Genomic DNA, 19,764 nt, shown 5'->3' with positions numbered 1-19,764 from the left:
CTCATAGAGAATTTGGAGATGTAGGGGGATCGCTCTTTGATCCATATCAAAGACATGGCGGAGGGTTTCTGGTATCCTAAATGTCTAGAGACACAAAACGTGTAGAGACACAAAAGGATTTAAGCCATGACGAACCTCACGAATCCAAGCCGCCGCCGTTTTTTGAAAGGCGCGGCGTTGGTGGGTGCAGCGGCGGTGACCGGCGCGTCCCAACTGATTCGCTCCCCTCTGACGTCACTTACCACCCCCAAGACACTCGTCCGCGCCCAGGGGGACCACCCGCTGAACACGATGAGCGCCGATCTACCGGCAGTGAATAGCAGCATCACCCTCCATACCCCCCATGTCATTAAAGAGATCGCCCCCGGTGTGCTGACCGAACTGTGGACGTATGAAAGCAGCAGCCCCGGACCGCACTTGCATGTCAAAGAGGGTGAGGAAGTCGCCTTCACCTTGATCAACGACTCCGGCGCCATGGCGCACAGCATCGATTTTCATGCCGCGCTGCTCCCCTGGGACAAATACTATCAATCCGTGCCAGCGGGCGAGCAAGCATCCTTTACCTGGACGCCGCCCTATCCGGGCGTCTATATGTACCACTGCGGGACGCCGCCCGTCTTGATGCATTTAGGGAATGGGATGCACGGGGCGATCATCGTCCAGCCAAAAAATGGGTGGGCAGAACCCGCCCGCGAATATGTCCTTGTGCAGCACGAATATTACCTCGGTGAAGCCGACGAACAGGGCGTCCAGCGCGGCGATTTCGGCAAGATGAGCGCCGCCACGCCGGATTACGTCGTGTTCAACGGTTATGCCAACCAGTATGTGGATGCCCCGCTGGCTGCCGATCCGGGCGAGTTGATTCGCATCCATGTCTGCAACTGTGGTCCCTCCCACTGGAGCGCCTTCCATGTGATCGGGACGCTGTTTGAGGCGGCTTACGCCGATGGCAATCCGGCAAACAAACAGGTGGGGATGCAGACTGTGACCATTCCCCCGGGCGGTGGCTACACGGTGGAAATGCGCATCCCCGACGAAGGATTGTACCCCTTTGTGACCCACAGTTTCGCCTACACCGGGCTAGGAGCATTGGGCGTGATCAAAGTGGGCAACCCGCCAGCCGTTGGGGGCGCATCCCATTAGGATCAGGCGGAGATGTGAAAGGATGGGCGACCCCCCTCGTGTGGTCGCCCCTATGAAAAGGGCGGAGCGGGCGAGAAAAACCTCTCCCCCTTGTTTAGATCGCTGATGTAATTTGTGCGCTATAAATAGATGCAGATCAACAAAAGTATCTTTATTAAAATCTTGTAAAGAGAATCCCCACGACTTGCACAAAATGAAAAATTTCCGCTACAATGGGCAGGTAGTGATTTGTCAGAAAGGATTTGCCTCATGTCCAAGCGTACCTCGATGTTTGCGCTGGCGTTGGTTGCTGTAGCAATGATGGCAGCGTTGGTGCTGCCTATGTTTGGCGCATCGCCCGTTGATGCCCAATATGCCACCTCTGCCGAGCAAGCCTGTTCCGGTTCGTCGTCCTATCAGGCACGGTTCTTCACCGCTTTTGCCACGCTCTATCGCACTTCTGCTCTTGATGCGGGCGATGCGCTCTCCATCAACAACACCAGCAGCAAGGACAAGCAAAAGTTCCTTATCTGCGATGCCAGCCTGAGTGACAGCGATCCTAAGACGGTGATCGTGGCATTCATTGCCAACAAGTACTATGTGAAGGTCAATGAAGTGACCATCACCGAGCGCTACAAGAAAGACACCCAAGACTAATCCTGCGGCGATACCGTTTGGTGTCTCATAGCAAGGAAATGAAAAAGCCGACCATATGGTCGGCTTTTTCATTTCGCGGTACTATTAGGGTGCTTAGAGTGTATCCGTTCACGATCCGTTCATGATCAGATGGAATTGGATGGCGTCATGGGTGTGGCAAGCGGAACAAGCGATGTAAGCGTATTGCGCCGGGGGCGCGGCGAGTCCCGGCTCTTATACCAAGCGCGGATGGCACTTTCCACCGGGTTGATTTTCCTCGGTATTCTGATCACCATAAACTGCCTGCTGCTTGGTCTGCGTTGGTATGGACAGCCCTTTCTTGGCGTGTTTTTCTATGCCGATGGGACGATCTACGGCGCACGCCCCCTTGTTGGCGGGCAGTGGGCGGGGCAAGGGGCGGGCTTACATGCCGAGGATCAGATTGTGCGCGTTGGCACAACGGCGATCAGCGGTGAGGGGCGTGGGCAGCAGATTATGACGGTGCTTGCCCAGCAACCCTTTGATACGGTGCTTCCGGTGGAAGTCCTCCGTCCAGCCAATCGCTTTACAGCGGGGATGGCGGGCTGCACCGCGTTGCCCGAAGGTGGCGGGCGCTGCACCTTTGAGGTACGCCTGACACAGATTCCTTTTAGCGATCTGCTAGGCTATTTGCTCATGGGCATTGTTGTTGCCGTCGCTGCCCTTGCTTTGGCACTCTACACCTTTTTGTATTATCGCCAAGAAACCGCCGGACGGATCGTGATTGCCATCTGCGCCCTTGCCGCCATTATCTTTGCTGGACGCTTCGAGATCACGACCACCTACCGCTATAATGACCTGCTGCCGATTGTCTTGTGCATTGCCTCTGGTTTGTCCATTCAATTTGGTGTCCACTTTCCCTATTCCTTTGCCCTCATCCGCCGCCGCCCCGAATTTGGGACGCCTGTTTTCTTCATCCCCTTCATCTTCGTCGCCATCTATGCTGGGCTGTATCTGATCAACGCCAATACTGCCTCGCTGTTTGTTCCCGTATTCTTTCTTACTGGGGGCGGCTTCCTCGCCTGGAGCATGATCTACAAGCGGCGGCGCTCAACATCCTCTGTGGTGCGCGAACAGGCGACGATAGTCCTCATTGGGATTTTGCTGGCGCTAACGCCCCTTCCTATCTGGTGGGTGACGAATCTCATTGAGGTGGTGACGGGAATTCAAGGGATTAGTTTTTCCTCAATCTTTTTGCTACCACCTATTCTCGCCTTCCTCGGCGCGATGGTTTATGCCCTCGTTTTGCGCCGTCCGGTGAACACCGAACGGTTGATCAGCGAGGGGGTCATCGTCGGCGCGTTGGGGATCATGCTGGTGATTGGCTATACGCTGATCACAGGGGCGGCGTTCTTGTTGACGGCGGGCGTCCTCCGCCCAAATAATCCCATCCTGATCGCCATCACCTTGTTCGTGATCGCCATCTTGTTCATGCCGTTGCGCCTGCGCTTGGAACGCTTTGTACAGCAAACTTTCCTTAAGCAGCGCCGTAATTTTGACACCCAATTGGAATCGATCTCTCGCGTGCTATCGGCAACCATCCGCGAGGAGGAGGTTGTTAACCTGCTGCGTATGGAGATTAAGTACGCGCTCCAGCCTGCCTACATGTTTATCTACCTACGCAACCCGCTTTCTGGGGAGTATGAGTCTGTTTCTGAAGGTGGGGAGAGAAAATCGCCTACCCAAGTTCGTTTTAAGACGGATGGCGGTTTGGCGCGGCTGTTGAACGCGACGACAACGGTTATTGACCTTGAACGGCAGGCGATTTCTCCGGCAGAACTGAGCGGGGACAGCTCTCGGTTGGGCGTCCTCAATACGCATCTCATCGCCCGCTTGCGCAGCGGCAGCCGGTTGACGGGGTTCATCGCCCTCGGACCCCGCCAAGATGAGGGCGACTATACCCACGAGGAAGTACGTTTCCTTGAAAGCCTTGCCGACCTTTCGGCGGCGGCATTTGAACGCGCTCAGGTCATCATTGAATCACAGCGAAACGAGCGCGAATTGGAAGTCCTGGTGCAAGTGTCGCAGGCGCTCAACATCACGATGGATTTTGATACTCTGCTAGAGTTTGTCTATACGCAGGTTGATAAAATCGTCCCCGCGCCGAACTTCTACATTGCCTTGCGCAAGCCGCGCACCGAGGAAGTGGAGTACGTTTTCTACCAAGAGGGCGAGGAGCGGCTGCCCGAACGGGAAGGCGAGCGGTGGTCGATGGGGCGCGACCTAATCAGCGAGGTCATTCGCTCCAAACAACCTTTCCGCACAGAAAACTACCTACGCGAAATGCAGCGGCGAGACAGCGCCAACCGCATTGAAAACCCCAATGTGCGGGCATGGCTTGGTATTCCGCTGAACGCTGCCGAAGGGGAAACGCTTGGTTGCATTGCCATTGCCAGCACCGATCCAGCGGTGAGCTATACCGAAGAACAAACGCGCATCTTATGGTCGTTGGCAGATTTGGCGGCAACCTCCATCTACAAAACGCGCCTCTACGCCGAGACGACGGCATTGGCAGAGCGAATGAAATCGCTCAACGAGATTAGTTCGGGGCTTGCCACGCTCTTTGATGACATTGACTCCCTGTTGCAGCGCATCACCGAATCGGCGGCAAAGCTTCTAAACAGCCAAGCCAGCAGTCTGCTGACCCTTGACGAGGCAACCAACGAACTCGTCTTTCGGCACGCCTTTGGCGGCAGCGGCGAACGGCTTGTGAACAAACGTATTCCCGCCGGAAGCGGCATTGCTGGCACGGTGGTCATGACCGGACGGCACATGATTGTTGGCAACGCCACGAACGATCCGCGCTGGTTTGGCGAGGTGTCAAAAGAGGGGACAGGGCAGTTCAACACCGATTCGATCCTTGCCGTGCCGCTTAGCGCACGGAACAAAGTGATCGGCGTCTTGGAGGTGATCAACAAGGAGGATCGGACAAACTTCACCGATGATGATGTCAGTTTGCTGACAACCTTTGCCAGCCAAGCGGCAATTGTTGTGGAAAACGCCAACATCTACCGCCAGACGGACGACGCCCTAAGCGAGCGGGTCAAACAGCTTTACAATATGCAGCGGATTGACCAAGAGTTGAACCGCTCTCTTGATCTTCAGCGGGTGGTGGAACTCACCGTTGACAACGCCATTCGTGAGAGCGACGCCGACGCCGGGGCGTTGGCGCTGATCAGTGACGATGGGCGGCGCTTTGTGATCGTCGGCAGCGCTGGCTACCCTGATGATGTGCTAAAAACCGGTGATTCCTTCCCCATTCATTTTGGCGTCTTAGGGGCAACCTATGAAAATGGGCAATTAACGCTGGCGCAAGAGGAAGGCGGACGCCCCAACCCCTACCCACCCGTCTTGCCCGGTGGCAAGGTGCAGCTTTGCGTCCCGCTCATCGCGGGCGAGACGATCACCGGAGCCCTGCTGCTGGAAAGCACCATCCCCGATAGCTTCAACCTGATGACCGCCGAACACATTCAAGCCTTGGCAGAACACGCGAATACGGCGATCACGAACGCCCAACTCTTTGCCCAACTGGGCGAGGCGAACGAGAAACGTATCGAGTTCATGCGCATTGTCGCCCACGAGTTGAACAACCCGATGACCTCGATCAAGGGCTTTGCCGAGTTCCTGCTCAGCGGGCGCTTTGGGACGCTGAATGAACGCCAACAAGACTTCCTGACGACGATCAGCCGCAACACTGTGCGCGTTCAGCAGCTTGTCAGCGACCTGCGCGATTTTGCCGCCCAAGAGCGCGGCGCATTGGCGATGAAGATTGAAGCGGTGGACTTCAACGAGGTTGTCCTTGAGTCCATTCGCCCGCAGCAGCGTGCCTTTGCCGATAAGGAACAAAAGCTCGTCTTGAATATCCCTGAAGATCTGCCCAAAGTGCGGGGCGATTTCAACCGCTTGATTCAGGTCATGATCAACCTCGTCAGCAATGCGAACAAGTACACCCCGAAGGGTGGCACGGTCACTCTGACGGCAGCCCCCACCGAAAACATCTGGGATACCGATGGCGCCCCAATGGTTGTCCACTGTAGAGTGAACGATACGGGCATCGGCATGAGCGCTGAAGATTTAAAGAAACTCTTTACCCCCTATTGGCGCAGCGAGAACCCCGAAGCCCGCAAACAGCAAGGGACAGGTTTGGGCATGTCGCTGACACGCGGCTTGGTCGAAGCGCAAGGCGGCAAAATCTGGGTGGAGAGCGAGATCAGCAGCGGGACAACCTTCAATATTACCATCCCACTGGCAACCGAAGATGAAAAGGTAGGGGCATAAGCTTGCTCACCGGCTTACCCTGCGTGATTCTTTGCGGGAAGGACGCCGCACCCTAGATGGAACTGCTCTCCCTATGGCGTGTTGTTCGGCGCTGGTGGTGGCTGATCGCCCTCCCCACCCTGATTGCCTTCCTGTTGGCGCTGCCGGCTTTGCCCGCTGCGCTGCGTCCGGCTGCCTCCTACACGGTGGGGGTACGTTTCAGCGCCAGCCAGCCCCCACAGCGGGGGGCAACCTTTGAAGATCAAAGTTACATCCCCTGGCTGGCGTCCGAATACGCCGTGATCAACCTTGCGGCGTGGGTCAAGACGGATTCCTTCGCCCGTGAGGTGTGTGCTATTCTGGCGACGGGGGGAATGCTCATTGAGGCGGACGCCATTCGGGGGGCTATTGCCTCCGACGCTGTGCGCAGCATCATGGGCGTTTACTTGACGTGGACGGACGCCAAAGCGCTGGAAACGATCATGGCGGCGGCGATCCGCGCCCTGCAAACAAAAGCGAGCGCGTACTTCCCTCAACTGGCTGCTGCCGAGACGCAAATCATCCCCCTTGATGCGGTGATCGTCGTCCCCGTTGCCACGCCGCTGACCGCCCGCCTTGCCCCCTTCTTGCGCGTCCTGATCGGCTTTGTGGCGGGGGTGGGCTTAGCCTTCCTTGCCGAGTACCTCGACCCGCGTTTGCGCGGACGGCGGGAAGCGGAAACTGCGCTTGGGCTGCCCATTGTCGGAGAGATTCCCCGCGAAGGGTAGAGGTTCGTCCGGCACACCGTCCCTCACCCGCCGCGCTTTTTCAGCCGTTCGGCAAGCTGCGCCTCATAGCCTTCCGTTTTGGGTACATACCATTCCGGCGCCGCCATCCCCTCTGGGAGATAACGCTGTGCCACCCATGCTCCTTCGTAATCGTGGGGGGACTTGTAGGCGGCGGCGGGACTCGTCTGCCCCGCGTGGCGTGCTTGTGCCGCGCTACTCGTTGAATCACGGAGATGGGACGGCACGGGCGCTGAGCCAACCTGCTCCATGTGCGCCAACGCCTTGAAGATCGCCCCTGTCGTGTTGCTTTTCGGCGCGGTGGCGCAGTACAAACAGGCGTGGGCAAGGAAATAATTCCCTTCCGGCATCCCCACCCGCTCGAACGCCTCGGCAAGGGAATTCACCACGACAATGGCGTTGGGGTCTGCCAAACCAATGTCCTCGCTGCATAGAATCAGCATCCGCCGAAAGAGGAAGCGCGGGTCTTCGCCCGCATGAAGCATCTTTGCCAGCCAGTAGAGCGCCGCATCGGGGTCAGAGCCGCGCAAGGATTTGATGAAGGCGCTGATCGTGTCGTAATGTTCATCCTGATCGCGATCATAGCGGACGACCCGCCGCTGGATGCTCTCGGCGGCAATCGCCTGATCAATGTGGATCACCCCCTCGGCGTCGGGCGGCGTGGTGAGGACGGCAAGTTCAAGGGCGTTCAGGGCGCTGCGGGCGTCACCGTGCGCCACATCCACCCAGTGGGCAAGCGCGTCCGGCTGAACCTCCAAGCGCAAACCGCCAAAGCCCTTTTCAGGATCGCGGATCGCCCGCGCCAACACCGCCTGAAGGTCGGCGCTGCTGAGCGGCTCTAATTTGAACACCCGCGAACGGCTGATCAGCGGATTGACAAGGGAATAGAACGGGTTTTCCGTCGTCGCCCCCACAAGGGTGATCGTCCCCGCCTCAATATGGGGCAGCAGCGAATCCTGCTGCGCCTTGTTCCAGCGGTGAATCTCATCAATGAACAACAGCGTTCGCTGGTTGCGCGGACGGCGCCCGGCTGCTTCTACAACATCCCGCAGTTCCTTGATACCGTCCAAAACGGCGTTCAGCGTTACATAAGTCGCTTTTGTCTCGTGGGCAATGATGTTGGCAATCGTCGTCTTGCCCGTCCCCGGCGCCCCCCACAGAATGATCGAGGTCAGTTGATCCGCCTCAATCGCCCGCCGCAGCAAGCGACCCTCGCCAATGATATGCCCCTGCCCAACGTACTCGGCAAAGGTTTTCGGGCGCATCCGATCCGCCAGCGGCACACGCGGGCGTTTCGGCGTGTCCTCAGCATGGGAGAACAAATCATCGTCATAGACGGGTGGTTTCCCTCGATTGGCGGGGCTTTTGGGGGGCATGGGCGAGTCCTTTCTTGCCCTTTAACAGTCAATGAGTAACGTTCCAGTATATCCGAACATCTGTATTTGTGCCGAGATGATATAATCGTCCGTATGGACACTTCGCACGACGACGACGTTTATACGGTATCCCTTCTCAGCGCCTACCTCAAGCGCCTGTTTGAGTCCGTCCCTGCTTTGAAAAATATCTGGGTCGAAGGCGAACTTTCCAATTTTAAAAAGCATAGTTCTGGGCATGTCTATTTCACGCTGAAGGATGACTCCAGCCAGCTTGCCGGCGTCATGTTTAGGGGCGATGCCGCCAAACAAGGGACGCTCCCCAAACACGGCGATATGGTACGGGCGCACGGGCGGATTAGCATTTACGAACCGCAAGGACAGTATCAACTCTACTGTGATCGCTTTCAGCCGCTAGAAGCGGCGGGCGACCTCCATACGCAGTTCGTCGCGCTCTGGAACAAATTGGAGACGGAAGGGCTTTTCGCCCCAGAGACCAAACGCCCCATACCTGTCCTACCACGCCGGATTGGGATCGTCACCTCGCCCACCGGCGCGGCGCTCCAAGATGTGCTGAACATCCTCCGCCGCCGCTACCCGTTGGGCGAGGTCATCCTCAGCCCGACGGTGGTGCAAGGGGAGAGTGCCCCCCCGCAGATCATGGAGGCGATCCGCCGTGTGGATGGGGCGGGCGTCGATGTGATCTTGCTCGTGCGCGGCGGCGGCAGCATGGAAGATTTGTGGTGTTTCAACAACGAGGCGCTTGCCCGTCTGCTGCGAACAACCCGCGCTCCTGTTGTGACGGGTGTTGGGCATGAGATTGACCGCACGTTGGTCGATGGCACGGCGGATCGCTACGCGCCTACACCCTCGGCAGCGGCGGAACTCAGCACGCCCGATGTGGCAGTGCTGCGGGCATCGCTCGATGCGGGGCGGGCGCGGGTGCGGGCGCTTGTCGAAGGGACGCTCAGCGAACGCGAGGAACGCTTGGGCGAGGCGACGCGGCTCTTGCGGCTGCTCTCCCCCACTGGCGCGATTCGCACGCACCGTCAGCGCGTGGATGACGCCGTGACGAGGTTGGCAAAGGCGATGCGGGCTGCCCTTGAGGGGCGGCGCACCCAGTTGGGGCAAGAACGCCGTGCGTTGGAATTGGCAAACCCCGATAATTTATTGAAACGCGGTTATGCTGTCGTCCTGCGCGAGGGGCGACGGATCAGCCGCGTTGAGGACGCCCCACCGGGGACACAGATTACCCTTCACCTGAGTGATGGGCATCTGACAGCAACGGTAGAGGCGGCGAAGCACGAGGGAAAGGTATAAACGAAACATGACGACCTTAAAACAAGAACGCATGGCAGAGCGCATCCGCGAAATCCTCAGTACCCTGCTGCTCATGGAGGTGCAAGACCCCGCCATTCAGGGCATTACTGTTACCGAGGTGCGCCTTGACCGCGAACTGGAGTACGCGACAGTTTTTGTGAACGCCCTCGGTGATGAGGACAGCCGCGAGGACGTTCTCGCCGGGTTGCGCCGCGCCAACGGCTTTCTACGGCGGGAGGTGGGGAAGGCAGTTCACCTTCGGCGGACGCCTGAACTGCGTTTTGTGTGGGATGAAAGCCTTGAACGGGCGGCGGAGATTGAGCGGGTGTTAGACCAGTTGGAGATTCCGCCCGCCCCGCCGGAAGACTCGCCAATGACAACTGAGGCTGACGCGGAAAAGGATACCGACTCTGACAATGCCTGATCTCACTGTAGTTCAATCCTTAATTCAATTGGATTGGGAACGTGCCACCGCCCTTGTTCAAGAGGCAGGGCGGATACTTATTCTGACCCACATCAACCCCGATGGCGACGCCATTGGATCGGCGCGGGGGTTGGCGTTTCTCTTGGAGGGACTAGGTAAACAAGTGACGATTGCCGTGGATGGCGGGACGCCACGCGGCTTGAGTTTCCTCCCCGGCACAGAGAGCATCCTTCCCACGCTGCATGGGGTTAGCAAAGACGAGGTTGATCTGGTGATCGTCACCGATTGCTCGGACGAACGGCGCATTGGGCAAGTGGGCATTGCCGCACGGGGATGGCAAAAGCCCTGGATCAACCTCGATCACCACAAAACAAACACCCTCTTTGCTGAGGCGAATTTAGTGCATTCGGTGGCTGCCTCTGCAACGGAAATCGTCATGGATTGGGCTGCCTTCGCCGGCTGGACGGTTTCCCTTCCAGCGGCGGAGTGCTTGTTGTGTGGGTTAGTCACCGATACGCTCTGTTTCCGTACCAACAGTACCACCCCTACGACGCTCGAAAAAGCACAGCAGTTGATGAGGCACGGCGCGAGTCTTTCCAAAACCGTCCAGCAGACGGTGAATCGCCTCCCAACGGCGGTCATTCTCTTGTGGGGGAAAGTCCTCCCCCGTATGCGGGTGGAAGATGGCGTCATCTGGACGACAATCCCCCGTGCTATTGATCTGGAGACGGGCGCGAATGGGAGCGATGGGGCGCTGGCGAGTGTCCTTTTGCAAGCGGAAGATGCCTGTTTCGCCTGTGTGATCACCGAGGAAAAGAATGGGGTGTGCGATATTAGCTTGCGGGCGAAACCCGGTTATGCGGCATCGGCGGTGGCGCTGTCCTTAGGCGGGGGTGGGCATACCCTAGCGGCAGGGGCGCAGGTCAGCGGTACGCTGGAGGAGGTAGAGGCGCTCGTCATTCCCATGTTGAAGGCAGCCGCCAAGGGCGAGATACCCCACTCTTAAGCGTGACCTTCACCCCGTGCGGATAAGGTGTTGGTCAGGATAACCAGGGGCGCATCCATGCGCCCCCACCGCCCACCTCAAAACAAGACCCTTCCTCGCCTCTGTTTTGCCCAACCTCTCGGATCGGCGTACAATTGCCTCTGCGACCATCTTATTGGGATAACGCCTAAGACCATGAGCGATTCATCTTCCATGCCGATTCACATCTTAGCGACGGTGCGTTTGCCCTCGCTGGTGAAATTCCGTGAGACGCTTGCCAAAGAGCCGAAATTCCGCACGACCATCGTTACCTCGGCAGAGGCAGCGCGAACGGCATTGGCAGACCGTGAGAAAGCGCTTGATGTGTTCGTCGTTGATAACAATATTCCCAACACCGATGTTTATGAATGGATCAAGCAACTGCGCAGCACCCACCCGCGCCTGCTCATTTTGTTGGTCGATGAGGAAGCTGATTTTGGCACCCCCGGACGCGCCGACGATGTGACGACGACGCCCTTCAAAGACGATGAACTGATCAAAAAGATCAAACGGATGGCGGAAGAACGCAGCCTTGCCACGCTCCGCGCCGATTCGCTGCCGCCCATCCGCGACTTTGCTAAGGCATTGCGCAAGGCGAACAAAAGCGTAGGGAAACAACAAGCCGCCGTCTCCGCTGTCCGCGACATGGGCTATGATTACGTTGTTTTTTACACAATCACCCCAGGCGATCCGCCCGCCCTCTCCCTTGCCGCCCAAGAAGGCGATCAGCAAATCAGCAGCATGATGCCCATCCGCACCGATTACGAGAATATTTTGGGGTCGGTGGTACGCAGCGGTCAGCCCAAGATCATTAACACGGGGGATAGCCCTAGCCATTTCCTCATTGATCGGGGGCGCTTTGGGGCGGCAGTGGCAATCCCCGTCGGGACGACCCTCCGTTTTGGCGTCCTGATCGCCTTCCGCCCCGAAGCGGGGAGCATCAAGCAAGAGAGCATCGTTATGTTAGAACTGATCTGCGCCCAGTTGGCATCAGCACTGGCGAAAGAACAACGGGGAGGGTAAATGTTTGCACGCCTTGCCTTAGGACACAAATTCACCTTATTTCTCTCCGTTGTCTTTCTGGTTGGGATCGCTGCTGGCGGAATCGTCTTGTGGCGGACGCTGAACGCCAAAGCCGAGCGCGATGTCACCTCCAACAGCCTTCTTCTGATGGAGACGATGAGCGCCATTCGGAGCTACACCAGCCAGCACATTCAGCCTCTACTCAGAAGCACCCTTGAATCCAGCGAAACATTCATTGCCGAGACCGTCCCTGCCTTTTCTGCCCGCACAGTGTTTGAGAAAGTGCGCAGCGACGAGGATTACCGTGCCTACCTCTACAAAGAGGCAACCCTGAATCCGACGAACCCCCTCGATTTGGTCGATGACTTTGAACGAGGGATTGTTGAGCGCTTCCGCACGGAGGCTGACCTTCGCCAGCTTTCCGGCTTCCGTCCCATCGAAGGCGACCAGCTTTTCTACATCGCCCGCCCCCTGCGCGTCTCGGCGGAAAGCTGCCTTGTTTGTCACAGCACACCAGCGGCTGCTCCATCCAGTCTGATCCGCAGCTATGGCGATCAAAACGGCTTTGGTTGGCAGTTGAACGAGATCATCGCCGCGCAAATGATCTACGTCCCGGCGGGCGAGGTCTACGCCGCCGCCTTCCAATCATTCGTGGGGGTGATTGTCATTTTTGCCGGAGCGTTCCTTGCCGCCATTTTGGTCTTTAATTTTCTACTGCGGCGCTATGTGATCCAGCCGGTGGGCGTCTTGGGGAACATCGCCGCCAAACTCGGCGCGGATACGCTCACCGGAGAGCAGTTGCAAACGGCTGACCTTGCCTCCATCGCCAAACGGCAAGACGAACTGGGCAAACTGGCAAAGCTGTTTCGCCGCATGGCGCAAGATGTCGTCAGCCGCGAGAAGCAGTTGAAACAGCGCGTGATGGAACTGAATATTGAGATTGACGAGATCAAAAAGGCGAAACAGGTGCAGGAAGTGACCGACAGCGAGTTTTTCAAAGACTTGCAAAGCCGTGCCACCAGCCTTCGTCGCCGCCATGTAGACAAAACGACGAAAGGGACGCTGAAACCGACCATCCTTCCCTGATCTCAGCCCGCTGCTTTAGCGGCGGGGCATGGCGGACGCCCTACGGGGCGTCCCTACAGGGATGCGGACGTTAGAAATTGCAATTTCCGGCAAACGTGACCAACCCGGGCGCGGTATAAATCCACAGCAGATCGGTGCTGCCCGTCTGGTAGATCGCTTTAGAGAAGGCGAACCAGTTCCCCTGTCGCGTCAGGGGGCGAATTTTTGCCCCGCTCACAATTGGGGTGAAGATTTGCGCCGAGAAATTCGGCTGTACGTAAGCATAGATCAGTTGCAGCGCGGCGATCTCACAGCCGATAACAGGTGTTGGTGTCGGTGTACCAGCCCCACCTCCCATGCCGGGGATGATCAAGCGATTGCCCGGCTTGATCGGAATGCCCTGAGTGATCCCGTTCGCCTGTTGCAATTGGGCAAGGGTGATCCCAAAGCGGCGGGCAATCCCCCCCTGTGTATCCCCCCAGAGGACAGTGTAGACATTCCCCACCAGTGTCCCATTGGCGTATTTTTGCGCCCCGCGATCATAGATGCCTGTGTTCGGGTTCGGGCTGGGATTCGGGTTGGGGTCGGGTGGACGCGGCGTTGGCGTTGCCCCGCAAAGGTTCAAGGGGACGATGATGATCAGCCCCGGTCTAACGGCATTCGGATCAAGCATCGTGTTGATCCGCTGCAACTCCCACCATGTGGTGCAAAATTTGAGGGCAATCGAATAAAGGGTTTCCCCTGATTGGACAATGTACGTCCCATAGGTAGGCGTCTGCCCCTGAACAATTGAAAGGGGGTGGGCAAACAGGGTGAACACAAGCACCCACACAGCCACCAGCCCAATGAAAAACGAGCGTTTCATCTGCTGACCTCCTTAGTCTGGCTCTGCTGGGGCAAGAACAGCGGGACCTGTCTCTGTGCCAATTTGTGCTGTCAGCCTGCCCGTCACCCGCAGCACCGGATCGTAGCTGCCGATGAAGATTGCATAGCGCCCTTCTTTGGGAAAGGGAATCGTCACCATCGGGTTGTAATTGCGCCGACTCTCGGCATCATCGTTACAGAGGACGCGCCCATCTTCGGCAATGACGATCAACGTGCCGTCAAGGTCGCCCTCAAAAAAGACACGGAGCGGTGTCTCGCCTGTGCCTTTGTAGCTGAAGGTGATTGCCGGGGCTGCTGCTCCAAATCCTGTGCAGAAGCGGTTGTTCAGATCGAGATTGAAGTAATATACATCACCGCCGCCCTCAACATTCTCGACGCTGTAGCGGGGGGTTTCGGCGCTCAGTTCACCATCGCCCCAAACGCCCTTTTCGCCGCTGAGCAGCGTTTCCCTCGGCAGCCGATCAACCGGGGCGGCGGCGGGGTTCGGCTCACGGCGGATGAGTGCCTTAAAATCGAAGGTGGCGGGGTTCAAATCTGTCTCGGTAAGCACCAGTAACCCCGGAAACGCCTGCTGTTGATCATACAGCCCCACCCAGATTACATACCGTCCGGCGGGGGGATTTGCAAAATCGATCAGCGGATCAAGGACGAGCGGATTCACGTCATCTTGGCAGATGTATTCCCCGCCCGGTGTGTAGACCATCAGAAAGGGATTACCATCGCTGTACATGAACATCCGCAGGTGGACGGATGTACCCGGAACCCAATCGACCACATAGGTGGGGCGTGGGTAGACAAAGCCATCGCAGTTCTCGCCCAAGCCATTCACATTGATCGTCCCGCCGGCATAGACGCTGACGAAAAAGGGATCAAGCCCTTCCGCACCCGCCCCATAAAGTGTCAGCGTCCCGAAGGTCGGCGGCAGCGTGGGATCGGGCTGTGGGCTGCCTTGCGCATTGCCTGGTGTGTCGCTCATAAACAGAGGCAGTATGACCATCATGACGATAATAAGGAGCAGCATCAGCGAGCGCCCCATGCGCTGCTGAAACCGCCGGACTGAAGGGGCGACCATGATCGTTCTCATGCATCCTCCTGAGTTCCTCCCAACATGAGTGCGTTGGGGGTCTTTCCTGAGCTATGCGCCAAGTCTAACGCATCCTCACCAATACGGGACTAACAAAGAAGAGGGTGCGGTTCAGACACGGGGGCTAAAAAGCTTGTCCGAGAACTAGGTTCTGTTGACAGTGTAATTCCCGTAGGGGCGCAAGGCATTGCGCCCATCGCCGCCCGTGAGCGCCCGCCGCTAAAGCAGCGGGCTAGGAGTAACCACTCCTTCGGGGCTTGAAAACCCTAATCCCCACCTCGTAAACAAAAAGAGGGACACTCTCCCCCTTCCCTGTGTACGGGGAAAGGGGGAGAAATGCTGCGGGCGAGGGGGATGAAGGCAACGGCATAACCTCTACACCTATAATTCGGTGAAGAAGGTAGCCATAGCCATTGTTCAATCCTTTCGTCGTTGGCTTGGATTGTCCATCGGCAATACCTTCTTTTCCTTATCGGACAAGCCTTTTAGGGCGGGGTGGTTAATCCTAGCCCGATGGTTTACCGTCGTGTGGGCGGGTGCGGCGGGCGTAAACGGACGCCCCAGGGGTTGTCCCTATGGGGGGGAGCGCATGTCAAACCCCCGTGCCGCACTCGATGGGTTTCGTCTTTCCCTGATCTCAGCCCCGCCCTAAAGGACGGGGCTGAGATCAGGCGACACTCAACGCGCCACACCATGGGGGAAGGACTACACCCTTATCTGTTTTATGCGATAATGGCTATGCAAGTAATACTAGGTTGTGCATCCATTCCACCTTAGCGAGTCATTCTCTCTATGTATGTTCCATCGTTTTCCCAATCCTCCCGCCGGCTTATCATCGCCCTGTGCTTGATTCTTGCGCTGACTGCCTGTGGCGGCGGGGGGAGCGCCGCCACGCCCACCGTCGCACCCACCGCCCGTACCCTTTTGGATAAAGCCGCCATGGATATTCAGGGCGTCGCCTCGCTCCATTTTAAGCTGCAACTGAGCGGCGCACCGGGCTTCATTGACGATGCCAAACTGATCTCCTTCGTCTCTGCCGATGGCGGGTACACCGCCCCTGACAAAGTGGGGGCAAAGGTCAGCGCAGCAGTCAGCGGCATACCGGGGCAGATTGACATTGTGGCAATCGGTGACGAGCAGTATTTCAAGCATATCGTCCTGACCGGCAACCGTTGGCTGCGCCAAGATTTCTCCCCCGGGTTCAATGCCGATAAGTTGATTCGCGGCGAGGATGGCATCAAACGGGCGCTGAATTCCCTTCGTGAGGTGAAACTAGAGGGCGTGGAAGACCTTTTTGGCGTACAGGTCTACAAAGTGAGCGGGATTGCCAGCGTCTCGGAGATTATGGCGGTGACGGCGGGCTTGATTCGGGGGACGGGCGACGCGATAGCGACAATCTACATTCGCGTCGATACTGAACGGGTCGAACGGATGGTACTTATCCAACCGGAAACGGTCACTGACCAATACCCCGAACCAACCATGTGGACAATGGAGTTTTTCGATTACGACGACCCCGCCATCGTCATTGATGCCCCCGCCGTTGAAACACCCGTATCCGCTGAGACGCCCTCGCCAGCGGCAACGCCCTAGCCATTTAGGAAAGAGACAGCGCGAACGCTTATGCCCACCCCCCAAGCGAAATCTCCCGCCTCGCCCGTCGGTAAAATACGGGCGGTGATCCCAGAGAGTGCCGCCGCCGCTTTGGGCGTCCTGCCCGGCGATGAACTGCTTAGCCTGAACGGTCACCCCTGTGAGGATGTGATCGATGTCCAGTATTACGGCGCGGAGGAATGGCTAGAACTGACCATCCGGCGGGGGGAAGTGCTGCACACCCTTTCGGGGGAGCGTGCCTACAACCAACCCTTAGGGCTGGAATTTGATCACCCTACCTTTGATATTGACATTCGTCGCTGTAACAACCTCTGCGAGTTCTGTTTTGTCCTCCAAATGGGTCCGAAGATGCGCCGGACGCTTTACATCAAAGATGATGATTACCGCTATTCGTTCCTCTTTGGGCATTTTGTCACGCTGACGAATCTTTCCGCACACGATTGGGATCGCCTGATCGAACAGCACCTTAGCCCGCTCTACGTCTCCGTCCACGCCACCGATCTGACGCTCCGGCGGGAGTGCCTGGGCAACCCTACCGCCCCCGACATCCTCGCCCAACTACGGGGTTTAGCGGAACACGGCTTTGAGATTCATACGCAGCTTGTGATCATGCCCGGCGTCAACGATGGGGCGCACATGGAGCAAAGCCTCAACGACCTTTTCGCCCTGTACCCGACGGTGCGCAGCATCAGCGTTGTCCCCGTTGGCTTGACAAAGTTTCACCGCTACGGCTTAACAACCAACGAAGCCGCCCATGCCGAGGCGATCCTCGCCACCTGCGAGCGCTGGCAGAGGCGCTGTCGGGCGAAGATAGGCGTCGGGTTCGTCTACCCCACCGACGAATGGTATCTCGTTGCCGGGCGGGATGTACCGCCCCTATCAAGCTATGATGATCTCGCTCTGCACGAAAACGGCTTAGGCATGGTGCGCCAGTTCTTGGATGAATGGGCGGTGGTGCGGGCGGAGGAACTTCCCACTTTTGCTCCGCTGGTGCGCCGTCTGACGCTCGTCACGGGGACGCTTTTTGCCCCCACGCTGGAACGCGCCGCTGTCGAACTAAGCGAGGCAAGCGGGCTGACAGTGACGGTAGAAGGCGTTGTCAACACCGGGTTGGGAAAGGGCATCACTGTTGCCGGTCTGCTGATGGGCAAAGATGTGATTGCTCACCTGCTGGCGTGCAAAACGGCGGGAACGCTTGGTGAGATCGCCATCCTCCCTCGGATCATGTTCGATCACCCCGATGGGATCAGCTTGGACGATCATTCCCCGTTGGATGTGGCGAATGCGCTAGGGATTCCGGTGGCGCTGGCGGATGTCATGGGTGATGTCTTTGATGCGGCGATGGGCAAAAACGCGCTGACCTTTAGACCGGGCATTTCCCCAGACGCTATTCCCATCGTCCGCGAGGGGGGATGGGCGGTAGAGAAGTATTTGTGAGATGAGTCGGAGTGCCGGCGTTCCTACGCCCTCTTTTTTGCCGTCGCTACGATCATCGCCGCGAAGATCAGCGCACAGCCGATCACGGCGGGAAGGGTGATTCGCTCCCGCAAAAAGAGTATCCCAAAAATCGCCGCAAAGGGCGCTTCCATGGCAAAAATGATCGCCGCTTCACTGGGCGGAAGGTATTTTTGCGCCCAGACTTGGACGCCCAACGCCAGCGCCGTTGCCAAAACGCCCGTGTAGGCGGCAACCGCCAACACGTCCAGCGGCAGGTGCGTTGGGAAAGGTTCGGCAAAGGGGCGGATCAGATCGCAAAACAGCCCTTCGGCGCAGCTATTCCCCCCCACCAAAGCGAGCATGAGTCCACTCGCCACAAGGGTCACCGTCAGCGCCTGAAAGAAGGCGTTTCGCCGCGTGTCAATCACCCCCACCGGAAAGCGCTCCACGACGAGGATTTGTCCGGCAAAGCTGAGAGCGCAGGCAAGGGCAAGCCCATCCCCAAGCAGGTTGCTCCCCGGTGTGTACCCTAAGATTGCCATGCCTAGCAGCGCGAGGATGCCGCTGAAGAAGATCGGGCGCGTCAGTGGGTAGCGGTGAATCAGGAGTGCCAAGAGCGGCACGAGAATCACATACAAGCCGGTGATGAAGCCCACCCGCCCGGAATCGCTCAGGCGCAAGGCGAAGGTCTGAAAGACATACCCCCCGGCAAAGAGGATGCCCGCCCCAACGCCCCATGCCACCTCGCGGCGGGTGAGCGCCCCGCGCCCAACCGCCAGCGGCAGCAGCGCCAACGATGCGATTCCAAAGCGAACGGTCAGAAAGGCGAGGACAGGAAAAGCCGAGGTTGCCGTCTTAACGACGACGAAGGTAGACCCCCAAATGGCGGCGACGGTCAGCAAGCCGAGCGCCGCTGCCGTCTGTGTCCGGCGCGAACGAAGGACGAGTTTCGTTGTCGTGGTCACGGGCGCTGTGATTCCTTTTCGATTGCGAGAAATAGGGATTCGCACTATTTTACAATTATTGCAGTACCTTCACTGGTTGGATTGCAACCAGCCTTCTTACAAGAAGGACGGGCGTCGCACGATGCCCCCTTTACGTCCCTATTCGGCAGCGCGGCACGCCGTTTCACCCGTCAAACGGGAACGCCATGTTGATTCGCTGCGAGTGAAACACTCGCAGCTATGGACAGGCTTTGCGCCCGCTTTTTCGGCGTCTCCACCCCAGAGGAAAAACCGTACATCGTAGACCACGCACGCCAGCGGCTCCGGCGTGGTGATCTCCACCCGCCGCGAGGTGACCACCGCCAACCCCTGCGCGTCGCGCTCTTGGATCAGCCACACACGGAAGGCGTGGTGGGGGAGATCGCTGTGGGTCAGGGTAATTTCGCGCTGGAACGCCAAGGTCAGAACAAGGCAAGGGGTCAGCATGAGGGCGAACCAGGGGATCAAGAGGATGGCGCAGCCCACCCGCCCGATGCGCCGTCGCCAGCGGTTTTGTGGGCGGAGATGGGGTGGGGGTTCGGATTGCTCGTCTGCTTGGGGCGTTTCTGGTGTATTCGATAGGTTGGTGAACATTGTGTCTAGCTGCCTTTTTGGGTTTCTCTAAAGGGTGGGTCGTCTTGCTTAACATCTCACCCTGTCGGTATAATTCGGTGTCTACAAGAGGAAGCGCCC

16 protein-coding genes are annotated in these 19,764 nt (G+C 58.0%); 11 read left to right on the top strand and 5 right to left on the bottom strand.

Going from position 1 to position 19,764, the window contains the following annotated elements; genetic code table 11:
• Positions 1-126: 126 nt before the first annotated feature.
• From HS103_12870 to HS103_12855, 4 genes are all read left to right on the top strand, one after another.
• Positions 127-1,143: a multicopper oxidase domain-containing protein gene (locus HS103_12870; protein ID MBE7513692.1), complete on the top strand. Its 1,017-nt coding sequence runs from the start codon at positions 127-129 to the stop codon at positions 1,141-1,143.
• Positions 1,144-1,392: 249 nt separating this feature from the next.
• Positions 1,393-1,779 carry a hypothetical protein gene (locus tag HS103_12865; protein MBE7513691.1) on the top strand — a complete coding sequence of 129 codons (387 nt, stop codon included), beginning with the start codon at positions 1,393-1,395 and terminating at the stop codon, positions 1,777-1,779.
• Positions 1,780-1,908: 129 nt separating this feature from the next.
• Positions 1,909-6,075 (top strand): GAF domain-containing protein, encoded by a 4,167-nt coding sequence (locus tag HS103_12860; protein ID MBE7513690.1) that lies wholly within the window; start codon positions 1,909-1,911, stop codon positions 6,073-6,075.
• A 56-nt stretch (positions 6,076-6,131) separates the two neighbouring features.
• A complete protein-coding gene (locus HS103_12855) occupies positions 6,132-6,821 on the top strand; it encodes a hypothetical protein (GenBank protein ID MBE7513689.1) in 690 nt (229 codons plus the stop codon).
• Positions 6,822-6,844: 23 nt separating this feature from the next.
• Here HS103_12855 and HS103_12850 read toward each other — a convergent pair whose 3' ends face one another.
• Positions 6,845-8,215, bottom strand: coding sequence for a replication-associated recombination protein A (locus HS103_12850; protein MBE7513688.1), 1,371 nt, complete (start codon positions 8,213-8,215; stop codon positions 6,845-6,847).
• Positions 8,216-8,308: 93 nt separating this feature from the next.
• Here HS103_12850 and xseA point away from each other — a divergent pair, with 93 nt between their 5' ends.
• From xseA to HS103_12825, 5 genes are all read left to right on the top strand, one after another.
• Positions 8,309-9,532: an exodeoxyribonuclease VII large subunit gene (gene xseA / locus HS103_12845; GenBank protein ID MBE7513687.1), complete on the top strand. Its 1,224-nt coding sequence runs from the start codon at positions 8,309-8,311 to the stop codon at positions 9,530-9,532.
• Between the two features lie 7 nt (positions 9,533-9,539).
• The gene (rbfA, locus tag HS103_12840) at positions 9,540-9,956 is read left to right on the top strand and encodes a 30S ribosome-binding factor RbfA (GenBank protein MBE7513686.1); all 417 of its coding nucleotides are present in this window, start codon (positions 9,540-9,542) and stop codon (positions 9,954-9,956) included.
• Entirely contained in the window at positions 9,949-10,962 is a 1,014-nt protein-coding gene (locus tag HS103_12835; protein ID MBE7513685.1) for a bifunctional oligoribonuclease/PAP phosphatase NrnA, read from the top strand. Before rbfA ends, HS103_12835 begins: the two co-directional genes overlap by 8 nt.
• A 174-nt stretch (positions 10,963-11,136) precedes the next feature.
• Complete coding sequence (locus tag HS103_12830; GenBank protein MBE7513684.1) at positions 11,137-12,003, top strand: hypothetical protein; 867 nt, start codon at positions 11,137-11,139, stop codon at positions 12,001-12,003.
• Positions 12,004-13,089, top strand: coding sequence for a DUF3365 domain-containing protein (locus HS103_12825; protein MBE7513683.1), 1,086 nt, complete (start codon positions 12,004-12,006; stop codon positions 13,087-13,089). It abuts the gene before it with no gap.
• Between the two features lie 70 nt (positions 13,090-13,159).
• Here the strand turns inward: HS103_12825 and HS103_12820 are convergent, their stop codons facing one another.
• Both HS103_12820 and HS103_12815 read right to left on the bottom strand, forming a co-directional pair.
• Positions 13,160-13,741, bottom strand: coding sequence for a LysM peptidoglycan-binding domain-containing protein (locus HS103_12820; GenBank protein ID MBE7513682.1), 582 nt, complete (start codon positions 13,739-13,741; stop codon positions 13,160-13,162).
• Positions 13,742-13,945: 204 nt separating this feature from the next.
• On the bottom strand, positions 13,946-15,037 hold the full coding sequence (locus HS103_12815; GenBank protein MBE7513681.1) for a hypothetical protein: 1,092 nt from the start codon (positions 15,035-15,037) through the stop codon (positions 13,946-13,948).
• Between the two features lie 792 nt (positions 15,038-15,829).
• On the opposite strand from HS103_12815, the gene HS103_12810 reads away from it, so the two are divergent.
• A complete protein-coding gene (locus HS103_12810) occupies positions 15,830-16,630 on the top strand; it encodes an LppX_LprAFG lipoprotein (protein ID MBE7513680.1) in 801 nt (266 codons plus the stop codon).
• Between the two features lie 30 nt (positions 16,631-16,660).
• Positions 16,661-18,088 (top strand): DUF512 domain-containing protein, encoded by a 1,428-nt coding sequence (locus HS103_12805; GenBank protein ID MBE7513679.1) that lies wholly within the window; start codon positions 16,661-16,663, stop codon positions 18,086-18,088.
• Positions 18,089-18,111: 23 nt separating this feature from the next.
• On the opposite strand, the gene HS103_12800 is transcribed toward HS103_12805, so the two are convergent.
• Together HS103_12800 and HS103_12795 are read right to left on the bottom strand one after the other, a co-directional pair.
• A complete protein-coding gene (locus HS103_12800; protein ID MBE7513678.1) occupies positions 18,112-19,053 on the bottom strand; it encodes a DMT family transporter in 942 nt (313 codons plus the stop codon).
• Positions 19,054-19,191: 138 nt separating this feature from the next.
• A complete protein-coding gene (locus HS103_12795; protein ID MBE7513677.1) occupies positions 19,192-19,665 on the bottom strand; it encodes a hypothetical protein in 474 nt (157 codons plus the stop codon).
• Between the last annotated feature and the right edge of the window lie 99 nt (positions 19,666-19,764).

The organism is Anaerolineales bacterium (genome assembly GCA_015075625.1).
Lineage (GTDB): Bacteria > Chloroflexota > Anaerolineae > Aggregatilineales > UBA2796 > UBA2796.
The sequence above is the reverse complement of the archived record's forward strand: the minus strand, read 5'-3'. Positions and strand labels throughout refer to the sequence as shown.